The organism is Streptomyces endocoffeicus, assembly GCF_016741935.1.
In the GTDB taxonomy this organism is placed as follows: Bacteria; Actinomycetota; Actinomycetes; order Streptomycetales; family Streptomycetaceae; genus Streptomyces; species Streptomyces endocoffeicus.
Genome location: NZ_JAERRG010000008.1, coordinates 262,135 through 279,320 on the forward strand (window position 1 = coordinate 262,135; position 17,186 = coordinate 279,320).

The 17,186-nt window shown below is 68.0% G+C and carries 17 protein-coding genes; 11 read left to right on the forward strand and 6 right to left on the reverse strand.

Annotated features, from left to right (window positions below; translation table 11 throughout):
* Nucleotides 1-18 precede the first annotated feature (18 nt).
* Both JK364_RS21630 and JK364_RS21635 read right to left on the reverse strand, forming a co-directional pair.
* Nucleotides 19-873 (reverse strand): class I SAM-dependent methyltransferase, encoded by an 855-nt coding sequence (locus tag JK364_RS21630; protein ID WP_201852782.1) that lies wholly within the window; start codon nucleotides 871-873, stop codon nucleotides 19-21.
* Nucleotides 874-879: 6 nt separating this feature from the next.
* Entirely contained in the window at nucleotides 880-1,689 is an 810-nt protein-coding gene (locus JK364_RS21635; protein ID WP_201852783.1) for an SAM-dependent chlorinase/fluorinase, read from the reverse strand.
* Between the two features lie 231 nt (nucleotides 1,690-1,920).
* Between JK364_RS21635 and JK364_RS21640 the strand changes: the two genes are divergently transcribed.
* Both JK364_RS21640 and JK364_RS21645 read left to right on the forward strand, forming a co-directional pair.
* Entirely contained in the window at nucleotides 1,921-2,145 is a 225-nt protein-coding gene (locus tag JK364_RS21640; protein ID WP_201852784.1) for a hypothetical protein, read from the forward strand.
* A gap of 19 nt (nucleotides 2,146-2,164) precedes the next feature.
* Nucleotides 2,165-3,760: an AfsR/SARP family transcriptional regulator gene (locus tag JK364_RS21645; RefSeq protein WP_201852785.1), complete on the forward strand. Its 1,596-nt coding sequence runs from the start codon at nucleotides 2,165-2,167 to the stop codon at nucleotides 3,758-3,760.
* Here JK364_RS21645 and JK364_RS21650 read toward each other — a convergent pair.
* The 4 genes from JK364_RS21650 to JK364_RS21665 are packed head-to-tail and all read right to left on the reverse strand — an operon-like array spanning nucleotide 3,743 to nucleotide 8,192.
* Nucleotides 3,743-4,885 carry an SIS domain-containing protein gene (locus JK364_RS21650; protein ID WP_201852786.1) on the reverse strand — a complete coding sequence of 381 codons (1,143 nt, stop codon included), beginning with the start codon at nucleotides 4,883-4,885 and terminating at the stop codon, nucleotides 3,743-3,745. The genes JK364_RS21645 and JK364_RS21650 overlap by 18 nt on opposite strands.
* Before the next feature lie 47 nt (nucleotides 4,886-4,932).
* Nucleotides 4,933-5,742 carry a BtpA/SgcQ family protein gene (locus JK364_RS21655; RefSeq protein WP_201852787.1) on the reverse strand — a complete coding sequence of 270 codons (810 nt, stop codon included), beginning with the start codon at nucleotides 5,740-5,742 and terminating at the stop codon, nucleotides 4,933-4,935.
* 18 nt (nucleotides 5,743-5,760) lie between these two features.
* Nucleotides 5,761-7,329, reverse strand: a complete 1,569-nt coding sequence (locus tag JK364_RS21660) for a pyridoxal phosphate-dependent aminotransferase (RefSeq protein ID WP_201852788.1) — start codon at nucleotides 7,327-7,329, stop codon at nucleotides 5,761-5,763.
* Nucleotides 7,330-7,352: 23 nt separating this feature from the next.
* Nucleotides 7,353-8,192, reverse strand: coding sequence for a TauD/TfdA family dioxygenase (locus JK364_RS21665; protein WP_201852789.1), 840 nt, complete (start codon nucleotides 8,190-8,192; stop codon nucleotides 7,353-7,355).
* 346 nt (nucleotides 8,193-8,538) lie between these two features.
* Between JK364_RS21665 and JK364_RS21670 the strand changes: the two genes are divergently transcribed.
* From JK364_RS21670 to JK364_RS21710, 9 genes are all read left to right on the forward strand, one after another.
* Entirely contained in the window at nucleotides 8,539-10,161 is a 1,623-nt protein-coding gene (locus tag JK364_RS21670) for a class I adenylate-forming enzyme family protein (RefSeq protein ID WP_201852790.1), read from the forward strand.
* Between the two features lie 28 nt (nucleotides 10,162-10,189).
* Nucleotides 10,190-11,560, forward strand: a complete 1,371-nt coding sequence (locus tag JK364_RS21675) for an aldehyde dehydrogenase family protein (protein WP_201852791.1) — start codon at nucleotides 10,190-10,192, stop codon at nucleotides 11,558-11,560.
* Nucleotides 11,557-12,108, forward strand: a complete 552-nt coding sequence (locus tag JK364_RS21680) for a GNAT family N-acetyltransferase (RefSeq protein WP_230992292.1) — start codon at nucleotides 11,557-11,559, stop codon at nucleotides 12,106-12,108. Before JK364_RS21675 ends, JK364_RS21680 begins: the two co-directional genes overlap by 4 nt.
* The gene (locus JK364_RS21685) at nucleotides 12,105-13,103 is read left to right on the forward strand and encodes an aldose epimerase family protein (RefSeq protein ID WP_201852792.1); all 999 of its coding nucleotides are present in this window, start codon (nucleotides 12,105-12,107) and stop codon (nucleotides 13,101-13,103) included. The genes JK364_RS21680 and JK364_RS21685 overlap by 4 nt, the downstream gene beginning before the upstream one ends.
* Nucleotides 13,104-13,113: 10 nt before the next feature.
* Nucleotides 13,114-13,386 (forward strand): phosphopantetheine-binding protein, encoded by a 273-nt coding sequence (locus tag JK364_RS21690; protein ID WP_201852793.1) that lies wholly within the window; start codon nucleotides 13,114-13,116, stop codon nucleotides 13,384-13,386.
* Nucleotides 13,370-14,326 carry an LLM class flavin-dependent oxidoreductase gene (locus JK364_RS21695; RefSeq protein ID WP_201852794.1) on the forward strand — a complete coding sequence of 319 codons (957 nt, stop codon included), beginning with the start codon at nucleotides 13,370-13,372 and terminating at the stop codon, nucleotides 14,324-14,326. Before JK364_RS21690 ends, JK364_RS21695 begins: the two co-directional genes overlap by 17 nt.
* An 87-nt stretch (nucleotides 14,327-14,413) precedes the next feature.
* Entirely contained in the window at nucleotides 14,414-14,743 is a 330-nt protein-coding gene (locus tag JK364_RS21700; RefSeq protein ID WP_201852795.1) for a hypothetical protein, read from the forward strand.
* Nucleotides 14,721-16,271 (forward strand): pyridoxal phosphate-dependent decarboxylase family protein, encoded by a 1,551-nt coding sequence (locus JK364_RS21705; RefSeq protein WP_201852796.1) that lies wholly within the window; start codon nucleotides 14,721-14,723, stop codon nucleotides 16,269-16,271. The genes JK364_RS21700 and JK364_RS21705 overlap by 23 nt, the downstream gene beginning before the upstream one ends.
* A complete protein-coding gene (locus tag JK364_RS21710; protein WP_201852797.1) occupies nucleotides 16,268-17,179 on the forward strand; it encodes a phytanoyl-CoA dioxygenase family protein in 912 nt (303 codons plus the stop codon). Before JK364_RS21705 ends, JK364_RS21710 begins: the two co-directional genes overlap by 4 nt.
* Nucleotides 17,180-17,186: the final 7 nt, after the last annotated feature.

Below are 17,186 nucleotides of genomic sequence, written 5' to 3' on the forward strand. Positions count from 1 at the left end.
GTTGGCGCAGGACGCGCGTCACGGAATACGGGGTGTCGCGCGGGAAGCCACCACGAAGAGGTTCGCCCCCCGGCCCCGGGAGTCGGGGTCGATAAACAACTCCTTCTCCATCGCCAGAACACGCTGGAAGACGCCCTCGTCCTGTAGCACCTGCTCGGCTCTGTCCCGCGCCGTCTCGTGGACACCCGGATGCATGAGACTGGGAAATCCGCTCAGCAGGTCGACACTGAGATGCGCGGCGGTATGCATCACCCGGATCTCTCCCGGAGTGAACAGATGCCGGTAGGGGGCGGGGTTGGCAGCCCACTGCATGCCCGCGAGGCTGCGTTCCGTCTGCTCGGCGTCCTCCAGCCCCAGGCCCTCGAACGCGGCGTGCCAGCGGCTGGGCAGGAAGGAGACCATCAGCCCGTCCACCGACAGCAGCCGGGTGAGGGAGGAGAGGACCGCCTTGGGGTCGTCGACGAATCCGAGCAGGTGATGACTGTTCAGGATGAGGTCGAAGGATGCTCCGGACAGGAGTTCCGCCGCGTCCCGCACGTCACCCAGTCGAAACCGGACTCGGTCCGCGTACGCGCTGCGTCGTGCCCGTTGCGCGGCCTGGTCCACCAGCCCGGGCGTCAGGTCGTAGAGCATGCCGGTGCTCCCCAGAAAGCTCGTGGCGATCCGATGAGTCCACCGGCCGGCCCCGCCCCCGAGGTCGAGGAAGGTGAAGCCCTCAGGCAGCCGGGAGAACACCGAGAACTCGAACGCCTCCCACAGCAAGGCGTCGACCAGCCTGCCGTAGGCACCACGCCAGTTCTCGTCGTAACCGACGGCTTTGCGCTCGAAGAATCTGCGTACGTCGACCGACGCGTCGTCGGGCTCCTTCGGCACGATGGGTCACCCTCCTCTTCTCTCCCGCTTGCTCTGATCGCCCGCGCAGACCGACTCGGGCACCGCACGGCGGATGCGCAGCCTGTGACCGACCCCGCAGGACAAGTCGAGCAACCCCCGGGCACGGACCTGGCCGAGCTCATGAAGGCCGAGCGAACTCCCGGGGTACACCACCCAGGTGCCGTCCTCCTCGTCCATCATGCGTGTCCCGTAGACAGCCTCCAGTCTCCGGCCACCCACATCCACCCTCAACCGGTCACCGTGGCACAGGTCGTGGGCCCGGAAGGGGAACTTGGCGTTACCGAAGTTGTCGATATGCACGATGTCACCCTCGGCCACGGGCGTTCGGCGTACGGAATCGGGTGGGAAGGGGCTGCCTGCGGAGGCCAACGGCTTGCCGGCGGCGACGGCGCCCACGACGGGAGCGTGCACGGCCTTCCCCCCGAACGGCACGAACCCCGGATCCTCGATCTGGAAGCATTCCTCCACTCCGAAATCCTGGGTCAGCCAGCCCATGGTACCCGTGTTCGCACCGACGAACACCAAGTCCCCACGTACCGTGCGGCCCACCAGACGTTCGGTCCTCTCCTGGAGGCTGTTGGCCACGCACATGATGAGGGTGCCAGGAGGGGCGAGTTCCGCGACCAGTCTCATGAGGAAGGCCGCGTTGATCTCCGAGAACTTCTGCGCCGGTACAAGCGGACCGATCCTGATGTCGACGCCGGGGGAAATGGCGGACGCACTTTTCTCGATGGCAAGACAGAGTTCCAAGAACGCGACATCGGTACAATCTGACACAATGATTACGCGCCTCATGTCGTTATGCGTCCATTCTCTAGTCTGCGAATCATTCGCTCGTCGAGATGCTATGCCAAAGCGCGCGGCCGCACGACGGTTCGGCGGCATCGGATGCCACAGTCTGCCCGGAGAAGACCCGGTGTAGATCTCGCGTTGAGCCCACGTATATCGGCTCCCGTGAGGAATATATTTCGCGTGGAGCACGGGCTGGGACGCTTATGCCGTCACCCCCCAGAGGAAGGCCAGTCGATGTCCAACAACGAAGCGGCCCAGTCACTTCCGAGCCGTTCGGCTCTCGTCAACGTCGTGCGCCTCGCCGCCCCGCTCGCGGCGAGCGCGCTCCTGATGGCGCTGCCCGCGGGCCCCGTGGGAACCGGCGACGCCAGGACCGGCCAGACGGGAATCGCGCTCCTCGCCGACGGGCGACACGACGACACCGTGCACACGGACGACTGGAACAGCACCGGCTCCTGATCATCGTCGACATCACCGCGTGGGGCGGCCGCGCCGTCGCGGTCAACGACCTCGGCGTGAACGGCGCCCGCGGTGGCAGCGGTCCCGGTTCACGATCCGGGCAAGGGCGACGCTCATAAACACAGAAGGCGGGACTGCTTTGAAATTCCAGGTCCTGGGAGAACTGAATGTGACGCAAGACGGCGAACAGGTGCCCCTGGGCGGATTCATCAAGCGCGGGTTGATGAGTCTGCTCCTGCTGTACTCCAACCGCGTGGTCTCGACCAGCCACCTGCTGGATGCCCTGTGGCCGTCGGGCACCCCCGCCACGGCGCGCAAGATGCTCCAGAACGCCGTATCCGATGTTCGCCGGCTGATGAACAATGGTCGGACCGGGGCGGACGAGCCGATCGTGTTGACCCATCCGCCGGGCTACCTTCTGCGTGTCCCGGCCAAGGACGTCGACCTCTCCTGCTTCCAGCAACTCGCCGCGGCCGGCCGGACCGCCCTCGCCAAAGGGGCACACGAACCGGCGCAGAAGGCACTACGCGCCGCCCTTCGCCTGGCGAAGGGCCCCATCCTGTCGGAACTGGTCGAGGAGGGCGTCAACTGGCCGGAGATCGAAGCTCTCGAGAACTTTGTGCTGAACGTTCGGGAAGACTGCTTCGAAGCCGAACTGGCCCTGGGGCGCCACCGGGCGGTCCTGGAGGAGATGGAGAACCTGCATCTGGGCCACCCGTCCAGGGAAAGGCTGTCGGCACAGCTGATGGTCGGTCTCTACCGGTGCGGCCGGCAACTCGACGCCCTGACGCTGTACCAACGCATCCGTGCCCTGCTCAACGACGACTTCGGCCTGGAGCCGGGCGAGGAACTCAAGTCACTCCAGACCGCCATCATCACGCAGGATCCCAAGCTGTCGCTGCTGCCCGTCATGTCCCAGGCCGCTCAACAGACCTCACCGCGCGACCTGCTCCTCCCCCCGTCCACAAACGGGACGGCCATCGGCGCAGAGGGACGTCGCCCCTCAGCTCCCCAGCGGGTGCTCACAGCGGCCCGCAAGCCCGAGCCGGTCAGCGTCGTCATGGTCAGAACCGAGGTGCGCTGCCTGGACGGCGAGCCGACACCCGAGGAGTCCGCCGACGTGGCGCAGGCGGCGTCGGCGACCATTCACCGAGAGTTCGAGAAGGGCAACGGCGAGATCTGCCTCAGTGTGGGAGAGGTGTCCTTCAGCTTCTTCCGGAACAGCGACCGTTCGGGAAGCCATGTCCAGCGTGCCATGGACGTGGCGACATCGATCCACGAGCACTTCAGCCCCGCTTCCCTGGTCGACGACACCGGACGGCGCTACACCGTCCGGTCCTGCATCGTCGTGACGACCGGCGAGGCCGTGCTGGACTACCGGGCAGCCAACGAGAAGGAACTCCGGATGACGGTGAGCGGGGCAGTGATGGACCGCTGTCGGCAACTGCTGCGCTTCGCATCGGCCGGTGAGATCCGGGTCTGCCGGGCGACGCACCAGGCCACGGCCTCCGACTACGCCGTGGCGCACGAACCCGACAACGGCTGGAGGGTACTCGTACCAAGGCTGGCCGACGACGGCGCACGTGCGGGCCGAGAGCTAGACGAGGCCGGTTGAGACAGGACTCGACCGTTGCGCCACGGCCAACGAGGCGGTTGCCGGGGCGGCAGGGCCGGTGCAGAACGGTACGCGGCCCAGACGCTGCGCGGTACGGCAGGCGAGCACCCCGGAGAAGAGGTGGTAGAGCAAAGGCGAGAACTCCTCCCTGGGACGGGCCGCGACGGGCAGAACGGCGGTGGAATGACTGACGACGGCTGTGTCCTCCCGGTGCGCCACGGCGATCACTCGCCTCCCGAGTTCCGCCGCCCTGGCGGCGACCTCCACCGCCCGGCGGTGGGAGCGGCCCGGGGGCGCGAGGACGAACACGGGCATGTCGTAGGGCCCGGCGAAGCGGTCCACATGGTGCCACTCCTCCAGGTCCTGGCCACGGGCGGAGACTCCCGCGCCCTCGATGAGCTTGGCCGCGCCGTACAGGGCGGCGCCGAGTCCGGGCCCACTGCCCACCATGACCACGACGGGGCCGTCACCGACCAGGCGGGCTGCCCGCGAACACGCTTCGCCCAGTTCGGCGACCGTGCTCGCCACGCCTTCGTGCATCGTGGCGATTTCCCGTTCCAGAGCCTCCCTGCCGCCGCTGGTGTGATGCCTCCGTGCCTCTCCGAGCCGTACGGCCAGCAGCAGCAGTCCCAGCAGGCTGGCCTGGTAGGTGCGGATCCCGGGGGAGGGCTCACTCCCCGACAGCTGCACGGGGAGCGTGTGGTCGGCCGTCCGCGCCAGAGGGCTGTCGGGCACGCCGGTGAGGGCGAGGGTCAGAGCCCCGTGCCGACCCGCTCGGGCCAGCGCCTGCACGACGCGTGGGGTGAAACCCGACGCGGATATGCCGACGACAAGGTGCCTTCCGGTGTTCCGGGGACGCAGCCAGGGTGCCTGGTACTCCAGGAACCCCAGGGCCGGCGCGGCGACGCAGTCGACCCCCGCGAGCGAGCGGAACGCGAGCTCGGCCGAGAGGGCGGCGTAGTACGAATCGCCGTCACCGACCAGGTGGACGGATCCGACCGATCCCCAGTCCGCCGAGGCGAACAGGGCCTCCACCACCCGGCCCACCGGCCCAGTCATGTCCTTGAGGTCACCGGCGAGGCAGCTCACCTGCCGGATCATCACCTCGGGGTCAAGTGCCCCCATCTGTCTCTCCTCTCTCACGTCGTCTCACGTCGGCGGCCACGGAGCCGTCACCGCTCCAGGCCACGCACGATCTCCACGTACGACTTCACCCGGTCGACGTCGACGGGCCCGCCCCAGCCGCCCCGTTCCAGACAGGTGCCGACGAAGGCACCGTCCGCGGCGGCCAGCAAGCGCGCCGCGTTGTCGTGCGTCGTGTTGCCGGCGAGGAGGACGGGTATGCGCGGAGCCCACTCGCGCGCCGAGGCGACCATGTCGAGCACGTGTCGCTCCTCCGGATGGGAGACACAGATCGCGTCGGCACCGGCCTGCTGTGCGTCCTTGGCCACGTGGCCGGTGGGCCGGTCCCCGCCCAGCCAGTTGAAGTGCATCGAGTCCGCGTCGGAGACGATGCACACATCCCGGGCGCTGATCTTCTGGCGGTACTCCATGACGTCGAGCGGGTTCGCCTGTACCAGACCCTGCGCGGTCAGCGTGGCTCCCACCAGGGTGCTGGCACGGACGAAGCCGGCTTCGGTGACCTTGGCCACCGCCAGGGAAGCCCGCACCGCGTTGCGCATCAGCTGGACACCGACCTGGAAGCCGTCACCGCCGGTGCCCTCGACGACGGCCCGCACGATACGGGTCATGGCGGCCACGCGGGCCGGGTCGGCATCGTCCTCGACGCTGTACACCCGGTCCACCGTCTGGACCAGGCAGCCGTCCGCGCCGCCGTCCCTCAGTGCGGTCGCCGAACGGACGGCACGGTCGAGGATCCTGCTCAGACTGCCGTCGGCGGCGAACGGAGTGCCGGGCAACGGCTCAAGATGGATCATGCCCAGGATGGTCTTGCGTCCGCCTACCTGGAACAACTGCGTCATGTCTGCTTCCTTCCTCGGTCATCCCACGGGTACCGCGAGATAGGATCCGATGCGCGTGATCGCTTCGGACAGCTGCTCCCAGGGGCGAGCGGTGGTGACCCGGACGGCGCCACCGGACAGGCCGAACGTCAGAATGCCGGGGAACACCGAGACACCCGTCTCGCGCAGGATGTCGCGGAAGCACAGGTAGGAATCCGTCCAGTCGGCAAACTCCACCGTGGTGTTGATGGAGCAGTGCGGCACGACCACTCGCCCCGAGGCTTGGACGAGGCGTGTGGTGGTCGCCTCGCGCAACGTGGTGAGGGACTCCTGCCTGAACAAGCGGTCGGCGCGGTAGGACCGATAGGCGGCGCGCAGCCCGTCCGGGGCCACCTGGTAGTCCTTCTCGAACTCGTCGGCCTGCTCTGCTCCCGGTTCCTCCACCCCCTCGATGAGCCAGCGTTCCATCCGGGCCACGGTCTCGACGAGTGTGTAGAAGAATGACGGCGGGCCGCCGAACGTCGTCGAGGCGTATTCGTAGTACTCGGAGACGAAGCTCTGATCCGCCAGGAACCAGCCGATCTTCAGGCCCGGAGCGGACCAGGTCTTGGAGAGACTCGAAACGCGAATCACGTTCGGATTGGCCCGCGTCGGCGACCGGGTACCGGGCCGGCCCAGCCACTCGTGACACTCATCGAGAATGATCATGGTCGTGGGTGCCGCGGCTTCCAGCAGCTGCGCCAGTTCCTGCTCCGGGATGACGGCGCCGGTGGGATTGGCCGCCGTCTGGAGCATGACCATCGGAGTGTTCGGGGTGAGGGCCGCGATGAGCGGCCCCAGCGACATCCGGCCGTCCCGGCAGGGCAGCGGTACGAGCCGCACGCCGCGACGCCGCGCGATCGACTCGACGAGAGGCGGGTAGTTGGGCGTGGCGCAGAGCACGGGCTCTCCGCCCTCGGGAGCGTTGTGCAGAATGAAGTCCGCCAGCGAGTTGATGGCGAACGTTCCGCCCATGGTCAGCGCCACGTTGTCGGAGGTATAACGGGCTCCCGTGATGCGGGCGGTCTCGTAGGCCGCTATGGCCTCGCGTGCCGGAACGCGTCCCCGAGAGTCCGAGTAGCCGTACCAGTCCCGGTTCAGGGCGAACTCGATGGTGTGCTTCAACGCGGCGGGCAGGCCCCAGCGTTCCTCGTCGACGGACCCACTGGACAGGATGAGATGGTCGTCCGAGTGGAGGTCACCGTAGAGGTCATCGCGGAAGTACCAGTTGAACATCTCCTTGACGAAGCGCACGGTGGCACGGGACGAGAGCACCTCGGCCGGGTCCACCACCCGCCGGTGCCGTGCGGCCCGCCATCCCTCCGCCAGCCAGGGCCGGTGGGAGCGGTGCCCCAGCTCGTGCTCGATCCGGCCCAGCCACAGGTCCCGCAACTCGTAGGGATCATGGGGGTCGCGGGCCCGCGAGAACACCTCCAGCGTCCGCTCGTCCACACCGGGATGGAACGTTGAGGGGGCGCCGGCCGCCGTGGGGGAGAGGGCGGCGGCCTGGCGTGCCTCCTCGGGAACGACGCTCAGCCGGGATCGCGGGACAGCGGCGAAGAGCTGCATGGCTTCTCCTATGGACACGCGCCCTACCTGATTCGGAGGCGCTTGAGGTGCCGACGACGGGCACGGGGGGCGAACGTGCCGGCTCTGCGGCCGTGGAAGTAGAAGGTGTTGTCGATGGCCAGGAGCAGACCGCGCTCCCAACGCACGCCGGTGTGGACACCAGGGGTGTACATGCTCGTGAGCAGCGCTCGCAGGGCGCGGTCGACACTGTCGTGCGAGGCGTCCGTGCCGGTGTGCGTCCATTCCAGCGGCTCCGACACGAAGTCCCGGAAGGAGAAGACACGCCGCCCGTCGACGCCCCTGAGGATCGGTGGTCCCTCGGCACTGCGGCGGTACCGCGTTCGGGACAGGATGGCCGACTCCGAGGACGTCAGACGGCTCGCGACCACATCCATGGGGGCCAGCACGGTCTGGGCCGCTCCCGTGGCGTCCCCCGGCTCGCAGCACATCAGGACGATGTAGCGGGGCTGTTCCGTCAGCGGGCGGCCGCTGCCCTCGGTGTGCAGGGAAAGCGAGTTGGCGGCGAACGGTTGCAGAGAGACGTCGTCGGTCCGTGACCCTTCGCCGACGAGGTTGAGCACCACGTCGAGCGAGACCCTCGGAAGTACGGCCGGGTCACTCTCGGGGAGCGGAGTGCCCAGCACGTGACCGAGCGCACGGAAGTGCTCGTCCGCGAGCGGCCGGTCGAGCAGACACGCGGCGAGTCCGGTCTCTCCCAGCCGGCCGAGGAAATCGTCCAGAGCAGGGCCCGGCACATCCTCCGCACGGGCCCTGGGGACCGGCACCGGTGGCGACGCCAGTTCGACTTCCCGCTCCAGAAGGTTCGCTCTCGATTCGATGTGCGCGTCCGTGGCCCGGCTCACGAAAATTCCCTGCATCATCTGCTGCGCTCCGAATTCCTTGACCGGCGAACGGGTTTTCAGCTCCTTTTGACGGCTCGCGAGACCGGCCTGTTGAGGCTCGTAAACGCCGTCGACACAATCAAGATATTCGGTGCGGTCGCTCGGACAATCCCCTTTCTCACTGAACGGTAATCGGTGGGTAACGGAAGGGGTGGAGCCGTGGGCGGCCGAAGACCGGCCAGTGGAAGAAGCAATTCGGGCAGGGCTTGCCCTGGCACTGGAGGGCCGCCCTAGCATGGCGGACCTCAGAAGTCCCGGTTTGCTGGAAAGGGCTGACGTGAGAAACGGCGGAGCGATGAAGATGGTCATGGCACCCCACGGTGTTCCGCAAAAGGACTTCGAGCGCGTCCACACGTACGGCGGCATCCCCTTCGGCAACGCCGCATCGGACGCGGGAACCATGCCCGCCCGGCTCTCGGCGCGTGCCCGCACCCACGGCAGCCGGCCCTTCCTCACCACGTTCTCCGAGCAGGGCGAGGAACAGACCCTCTCCTACCGTGAGTTCGAGACCCTGAGCCGTCGGACGGGCAGTTGGCTCGCGCGTCACACAGGGGTCGCCGCCGGTGGAGTGGCCGCACTGCTGCCCGTCAACGACGCCGTGTCGCTGGCGGCACTCTTCGCCCTGCAACGCGTCGGCTGCGCGGTGTTGCTGCTGAACCCCGCGGACCCGCCCGCCCGGCTGCGTGAGCAGATGGGCCGCCTCCAGGTGTCAGCTGTCGTCCGCTCTCCCTCCGTTCCGGACACGGTGCTCCCGGAGGCAGTCGAACTGCCGGAACTCTTGTCAGGCATCGATCCGGCTGCGGAGTCCGACGCCGCCCCCGCGGCGGATCCGTGGGCCGATGCGCTGTACTTCGGCACCTCGGGCTCGACCGCCGCGGCCAAACTGGTGGCCCAGTCGCATCGCAACGCGACAGCGAACGCCGATGCCCTGGTGCGACACCACGCCTTGCTGCCCGGCGACCGCATCCTGGGCTGCCTGCCGGTCCACCACGTCAACGGATTGCACTTCACCGTGTTCGGAACGGTGACGGCCGGCGCGCACCTCGTGCTCGCCAGGAAGTTTGACCCCTTCAGTTACCCGGACCTCTTCGAGAGGTTCCGACCCCGTGTGGCGAGCGTGGTCCCCAGCATCCTCGAAACCATGCTGGCCGTGCGAATGCCGGACCTGTCGTCCCGGTTCGACTACTTCGTCACGGCGGCCGCTCCCTTGGCGACGGCGACGGCGCGGGCGATGGCGTCCCGGGCCGGAACACGCGTCATACAGGGATACGGCCTCACCGAGACCACCAACTTCTCCACCACCATGCCGACGGACCTGCACGAGGACGCCTACCGCCGCCTGATGCTGGACACCGACACCCCGTCCGTCGGCACCGCCTTCCCCGGCAACGACGTGGCCGTACTGAACGACCGCGGAGAACGTGCCCGGCCCGGCGAGAGGGGTGAGATCTGCATGCGTGGCCACAACGTGATGACACGCTACGTCGGCAATCCGCAGGCCACCTCGCGGGCCTTCGCCGACGGATGGTTCCACTCCGGAGACCTCGGCTATCACCAGGTGGACGCGCGGAGCGGCCGCACCTTCTTCGTCATCACCGGCAGGTGCAAGCACGTCGCCAAGGTGCGCGGAGAATCGGTCTCCCTCGACGAGATGGAGCGAGTCCTGCGGGCGGTGCCGCAGGTGGTGGACGCGGCGGTGGCCGCGCTGCCGCACCGTTTCCTCGGCGAGGAGGTGGTTGCCGCCCTCGTCCTGGCCCCGGGAGTCACTCGGGCCGACTGCCGGCCGGCGCTGTCCGCGGCGTTCTCTCCCGCCGTCCACCCCAGCCGGATCGTGCGACTCGACGCGATCCCGCGCACCCCGACCGGCAAGATCCTGCGGCCCGAACTCATCCGACAGCTGTCCACCTCCGTACCTGGCGCACCAGCGTGAGGGCTGTCGATCCCGGACAGGAGGCCCCATGGCCGTGCAGCACGACACCACCAGCCTGACCGACCCGCGCACCGGGCTCGTGCGGCGTGAGATACCCGTCAGCGGCGCACGTGCCGTGGTCGGCGCCGTCGCCGGCGCCAGGCGAGCACAGCCCGCATGGGCCGCGCTGACCCCGGCACGCAGATCGAGGCTGCTGCTCAGGCTGGCGGACTCGATCGAGGACCGGGCCGACGAGTACGTGGACGCGGAACGGGCCGGTACCGGCAAACCCGAGGCCGAGGCCCGTAACGAGGTAGAGCAGAGTGCCGACGTGCTCCGCTTCTTCGCGGGAGCCCTGCGGACCGGCAACAGTCCGGCTGCCGGGCACCTGCTCCCCGGGCACGAGAGCTGGGTCCGGTGGGAACCGCTCGGCGTGGTCGCCGCGATCACTCCGTGGAACTATCCCCTGCTGATGACCGTGTGGCGTGCCGCGCCGGCTCTCGCGGCCGGGAACACCGTGGTCGTCAAGCCGGCCGAGACCACCCCCGACTCCGCACTGACGCTCGGCCGGTACTGCGACGAAATCCTCGGCCCGGGCATTCTGACCGTCGTACCGGGAGACCGGGAGACCGGGCGTCTGCTCGTCGGCTCTTCGGTGGACGCGGTGGCCTTCACCGGCAGCACCGCAGGAGGGCTCGACGTGGTGCGCAGGGCGGGCCTGCGCCGGGTCTCCCTGGAGCTGGGCGGAAACGCGCCCGCCGTGGTACTGCCCGACGCGGGCGAGGAAACCTACGGAACACTGGTCCGCGCCTGCACGTACAACGCAGGCCAGAGCTGTGCTTCCCCGGCCAGGGTCATCACCCTGCGCGAGAACTACCTGGAGGTCGTGGAGCGCCTGGCCAAGGAGATGGCCGCCCGGTGCGCCGGAACGGAATTCGGCCCGCTCAACAACCCGGCCCAGGCGGCCCGCTACGACCGTGTCCTGGAGAGCAGCCGCGCCGGCGTTCGGCACGTCGGCAACATCGTCACGGAGCCCGGCGAGACAGGAGGGTACTGGCGCCCGGGCCAGGTGCTGGCGGACCTCCCGTCCTGGGATCCGGCCGTAAAGGAGGAGGTCTTCGCACCGGTGCTGACGGTCCAGGCCGCAGCCGGACTCGACGCGGCGGTCGCCATGGCCAACAGCGTTCCCCAGGCCCTCGGCGCCAGCGTCTGGAGCACGTCCGTGGACGTCGCACTGAGCGTGGCGGGCTCGCTCGACGCCGGAGAGACGTGGATCAACTGCCATCTGGAGCAGACCCCCGAACTTCCACACGGCGGGCGCAGGGGCTCCGGGCACGGCACCGACCTGAGCGTGCTCGCACTGTCCGAGTACCAGCGCCCCAAGACCGTCACGGTCCGTCGCCTGGGGCAGCAGCGGTGAGGCCGGCTACGGCCAGTGGCTGGACCTGGGAGACCGCGCGGGACCCGGACGAGGTGCACGCCCTGCTCTGTGCCTGCGACGCCCACCAGGCCCGGAACTACGGGTCACCGACGCCCGTACGCAACGCCGGGACGACCGCCCGCCGGGTCCGGGCCGGTGAGGTCCACCTGCTGCGCCACGAGGGCGAGCCCGCCGGCATGTTCACCCTGTCCTGGGAACCGCCCTTCGCCCTGGACCCGGACGCCTTCCCGCCCGCCCTCAGGCCGGCCTACCTCGGACGCCTCGCCGTCGCCCCGGCCCGGCTCGCCGACGGGGCACCTGTGGGCGCGAGCTGCGTGCGACGCGCCCTGGAACTGGCCGCGGACAACGGCGCGGACGCTCTGCGCGCCGAGGCGAATCCGGACCTGACCGACACGGTGAAGCTGCTGGAACTGCTCGGTCTGCGCCGGCACGCGAGGGTGCTGACGGACGCCGAGGGCCGGCGCACCGTGCGCCTCCACAAGAACCTCACCCCCTGCCCGATCACCGCGTCGAAGGAACGGCGATGAACATTCGCAAGGAGACCGTGGGCCGCACACGCGGGCATCGTGGCCAGTGCCCGACCCGGGTCGACTCCTACACGCTCGATACCGGAGCCGGTCTCACCGCCGTGATCTGGACCTACGGCGCCTCGACGGTGGAGGTGCTGACACCGGACCGTGCCGGCCGCATGGACAACACCGTGCTGCGGCTGCCCGATCTGAACGACTACGAGGACCGGCGGCGCAACCCTTACGTCGGAGCGACGCTCGGCCGCTACTGCCGGGTCGTCGGGGATGGGCGGATCCTGCTCGACGGCGTCGAGCATCAGCTCGACCGGAACGATGGCAAACACCACGTCCACGGTGGCGCCATAGGCTTCGACCGATACGTGTGGGAGGCCGACGCCGAGTGCCTCGACGACGAACTCGTCCTCTACCTCAGCCTGGTCACTCCGGACGGTGACCAGGGCTATCCAGGGGCGCTGTCGGCCGAGGTGGTCTACCGGGTGGACCGCCACCGGCGGCTCACGTTCGAGTACCGGGCCACGTCGACGGCACCCACGGTCTGTGCCCTCACCAACCACGCGTTCTGGAATCTGGCCGGCACGGGCACCGTGGACCGTCAGCACCTGGCCGTCAACGCGAACCGTGCCGTGGTGTTCGACAGTGAGCTGGTACCGCTCCTCAGCCCTCCGGAAAGCGTCGTGGGCACACCGCTCGACTACCGGAGGCCGCGGCCCATCGCCGACGCCCGCATCGACAACTGCTTCGTGCTGGACGACCCTTCCTGGGCAGCGGAGTTGTACGACCCGGTCGGCGGCCGCGCGATGAGAGTGACCACGGACCAGAGGGGTCTGGGTGTGTACTCCGCGGACGGTTTCACCGATCACCCGCGCGGAGGACTGTGCCTTGAGGCGGGAGCCGTCCCGGACCCGCCCGGCCAGGAGGTGTCCGCCTCCGTCCGCCTCGATCCGGGCCAGGTCTACCGCCATCGGACGACACACCAGTTCCTGACCCGCTGAGGAGGCCGACATGGACCCGACCCTCATGTCCGTGACCGACGTCGTCCGGCGTGTCCTGCCCGAGGACCGGGTACGGGCGATGTCCGGGCCCGACCACGAACTCCGCGACCTCGGACTCGGATCGCTGGAGCTGGTGAGCCTGCTGGTCGCCCTCGAAGACGCCTTCTCGGTGCGCTTGCCGGCAGACGTCATGCACCACGCCACCTTCCGCAGCGTTCGCACGCTCACAGCGGCACTTCAGACGACACCAGGTATCGAGGATCCCCATGCCCGTCCACGGTGACACCATCAGGTTCGGCGTCCACTCGGGCCAGCAGAACCGTACGTTCGACGAGTCCCTTCTGCTCTGGCAGCGCGCCGAAGCGCTCGGATACCAATGGGCGTCCGTCTTCGACCACTTCAGGCCCCCGCTGGGCGGCCCCGACGGCCCCTGCTTCGACGGGATGACGCTGCTGGCCGCGCTGGCGGCGCGCACCAGTCGGATCCGCTGCGCCCTCATGGTCTCTGCTCCCACGTGGCGCCACCCGGCGGTAGCCGCCGTCATGGCCGCGACCATCGACCACATCTCCGGCGGACGCCTGGAGTTCGGCCTGGGCGCGGGCGGCGACGACCTCGGCTACGCACAGTACGGCATCCCCTTTCCCGCGGCCGGGACACGTATGGACCTGCTGGAAGAGGCATGCAGGGTGGCACGGGCGCTGTGGACGCAAGAGGTTTCGGACTTCTCGGGGCAACACGTGAAGCTGAATGCCGCGCACCTGGCGCCCAAGCCGTTGCAGTCCAGGATTCCACTGGTGATCGGCGGGGATGGCGAAAAGCGCATGCTGAGGATCGTGGCCGAGCACGCCGACATCTGGAACACACTCGCCGGCACCCCCGAGTCATACCGCCGGAAGCGCGACGCACTGTCCGGTCACTGTGCCGAGATCGGACGGTCCCCGGACGAGATCCGTAGGTCGGTCACGTTCCGAGCCGTACTCGCGGAGAACGAACGAGAAGCAGCAACTCGAAAGGAAGAACTGCTGCGACGTCTTCCCGCGAACTCTCCGCTGCTCGACGAGTATGTGACTTTCGGTACGCCCGAACAATGCGTGACCGACCTCCTTCGCTTTCGTGCGCTGGGGGTTACCGACTTCATACTCGGGGTCCGTCCGCCGATCGACTGGCCCACCGTCGAACTGGTAGCTCGTCAAGTAATGCCGGCCGTGATTACCGCGCGGTGAGTTTGCCGTGGAATCTGGCCATTCACAGGCCGGCGGCTGAAGCGTATGGTCTGCTTGCAGGAAATGACGCAGGGAGGTGCTGGAAAAATGGTGACAGTGATCGAGACGTGGCGACTCAAGGAACAGTTCGCCGGACAGTCGCTGGAACTCATGCAGAAGATGGACGATATCGTCGGGCCGGCCGCCCACGTGGACCCGGGCTGGTGCGAGCACGGCCGGTTCTTCCAACGTCGGAGCAGGCCCGGCGAGATATGGATGATGTACACCTGGCGCAGCCGGGCCGAGCACGAAGTGTTCATCAAGAACGAGGAATTGCTTCTCACCGACTTCTACGACCGGTACTGTGCCGGGCGGCGTGAAATCACCTACTTCGACGAGCTCCCGGTGGACGTCGATGCTGTCGGCACCACTTCCTGACAACCGGGACGGGGAGATTCCCGAGCAGGTCGGAGACTGGGAACTCGATCTCTTCGAGAAGCACGGCCGTGAAGTCATCTCCTTGATCCGCGGCCATTTCGAGAAGATCCGGGATGTTCCGGTGGCCGTACCCCGGGATCCGCGGGAACAAAAATCCGCGTTGGAGGCGGAACTGCCCGAAGCCGGTGAAAGCTTTGAGCGTGTCCTTGCCGATACGCGGGAAAAGGTCGTCCCCGGGCTCGTGCAGTGGAACCATCCCTCCTTCCACGCCTATTTCCCCACGTCCGCCAGCCTGCCCGGTGTTCTGGCCGAGACACTGACTGCGGCGCTCAACGTCAATTCCATGCTGTGGCAGACGAGTCCGGCCGCCTCCGCGCTCGAACTGGTGGTGCTGCGCTGGCTCGCGACCATGACCGGCTACCCGGAGGACGCCGACGGCCTGCTGGTCACCGGCGCTTCACTGGCCAACCTCTACGCCCTGGCGGCCGCACGGGACCACGCCCTCGACTTCGATGTCAGGGAACGGGGAACGGGCGGTCCCGGCGCACCCACGCTGCGGATCTACGCCTCGGACCAGGCGCACAGCTCCGTCGACAAGGCGGCGATCACCCTCGGGACGGGACTCGCCAACGTGGTGAAGGTGCCGTCCGACGAGGAGTACCGCATGCGGCCGGACCTCCTCGACGAGGCGATCCGGCATGACCTCGCCGCAGGGTTCCGACCGCTCGCCGTGGTGGCCACGGTGGGAACCACGGCCGTGGGCGCCGCGGACCCCCTCGAACGCATCGCGGAGGTGTGCGGCAGGCACGGTGTCTGGCTCCATGTCGACGCCGCGTACGGGGGCCTCTTCCGCATCGCGCCTTCGCTGGCCGGCGCCCTGGAGGACTTGGCGGTCGGCGACTCGATGGTGGTCAATCCGCAAAAGACCCTGTTCGTGCCGCTGGACTCGACCGCGCTCTACTGCCGTCGCCGGGGGGCACTGGCGCGCACCTTCCGGCTGGTGCCCGAATACCTCAACTCCGGTCACGACGGTGAAACGTCGGACTTCATGGATCTGTCACCGCAACTCGGTCGCGGATTCAGAGCGCTGAAGGTGTGGTGGGTCATCAGGACATTCGGGCGCGCGGGCCTCGCCTCCCGGCTCGACCGTTCCGTCGAAATGGCGGACTGGCTCAGGCAATGCGCCTCCCGTCACTTCGACTGGACGTGCCCGGCACCGTCGGCGTACCCCTTGGTGTGCCTGCGTTACGAACCAGAGGTCGTACACGCGGATCCCCGCCTTTCCGAAGCCCGGAAACGCGAGATCATCGATGCGCTGAACGCGCGAATCCTCAGGAAGGTCAACGCCTCCGGCACGGCGTTCCTGTCGCATGCCGTCATCCGTGACGGCTACGTGCTGAGGCTGTCCATCGGCAACATCCGAACGGTCAGGGACGACGTCGAGCGGGTCTGGCACGAGCTCAACCGCATTGCCGAAGCAGAACTGGCCGATTTGACCGGCACAACAGCGTGGACGGGCCCAGCATGACGACAAGCATCAGGAAATTCGAACTGACCGAGGCCGAGGCCGAACTTCTCCCTTCCGAGCAGGACGTCGAGTTCTACGCGGAGCACGGGTGGTACCTGTCGAAGAAGCTCTTCAGCGATGAAGAGGTGGAACGGCTGGAGACGGTGAGCGAACGCTTCTACGCCGGCCATGTCGACAACCCGCTGCCCCACCGGCCCCCGCGCCTCGCCTACTGGCAGCGACACGACGGGCCGATCCAGCGGCACAACGACTACATCCACTACGAAAGCGCCGCCATCGGCGCGATCCTGCGCAAGCCCCTGATAGGCGCGGTGGCAGCACGGCTCAGCGGAGCGGGTGAGATCCGGATCTTCCAGTCCACGCTCATCTACAAGCCGCCGCGGCCGGACGAGGACAGCAATGTCGTCCCATGGCACTTCGACCGGGACTACTGGGCGACGTCGACGTCCGAGCGGATGCTCACCGCCTTCATCCCCTTCCACGACTGCGATGAGCGCATGGGCACCATCACCATGATCGACGGCAGCAACCGGTGGCAGGAGGAGAGCGAAGCGAACGTCACGTCGCTGCACTTCGCCGACCGCGGCCGGAACGACCTCGAAGCGATCCTGGAGAGGAACGCGAAGTTCAACGGAGCTGCGGTACGAAAGGTGCCCATGACCATTCCGAAGGGTCATGTCAGCTTCCACCACAACCACACGTATCACGGGAGTGGCCCCAATCGGTCGACGATGCCGAGGCGTGCCATTTCCCTGCATTTCCAGGACGGCGAGAACGCCTACCGGCGTTACATCCTGCCCAACGGCGAAGCGGCCTCGTACAACCACGACTTCCTGGTCCGCCGGACCCCGCAGGGAGCACCTGACTACGGTGACCCGGCGTACTGCCCGGTGACGTGGAGCAGCTGATTCTAAG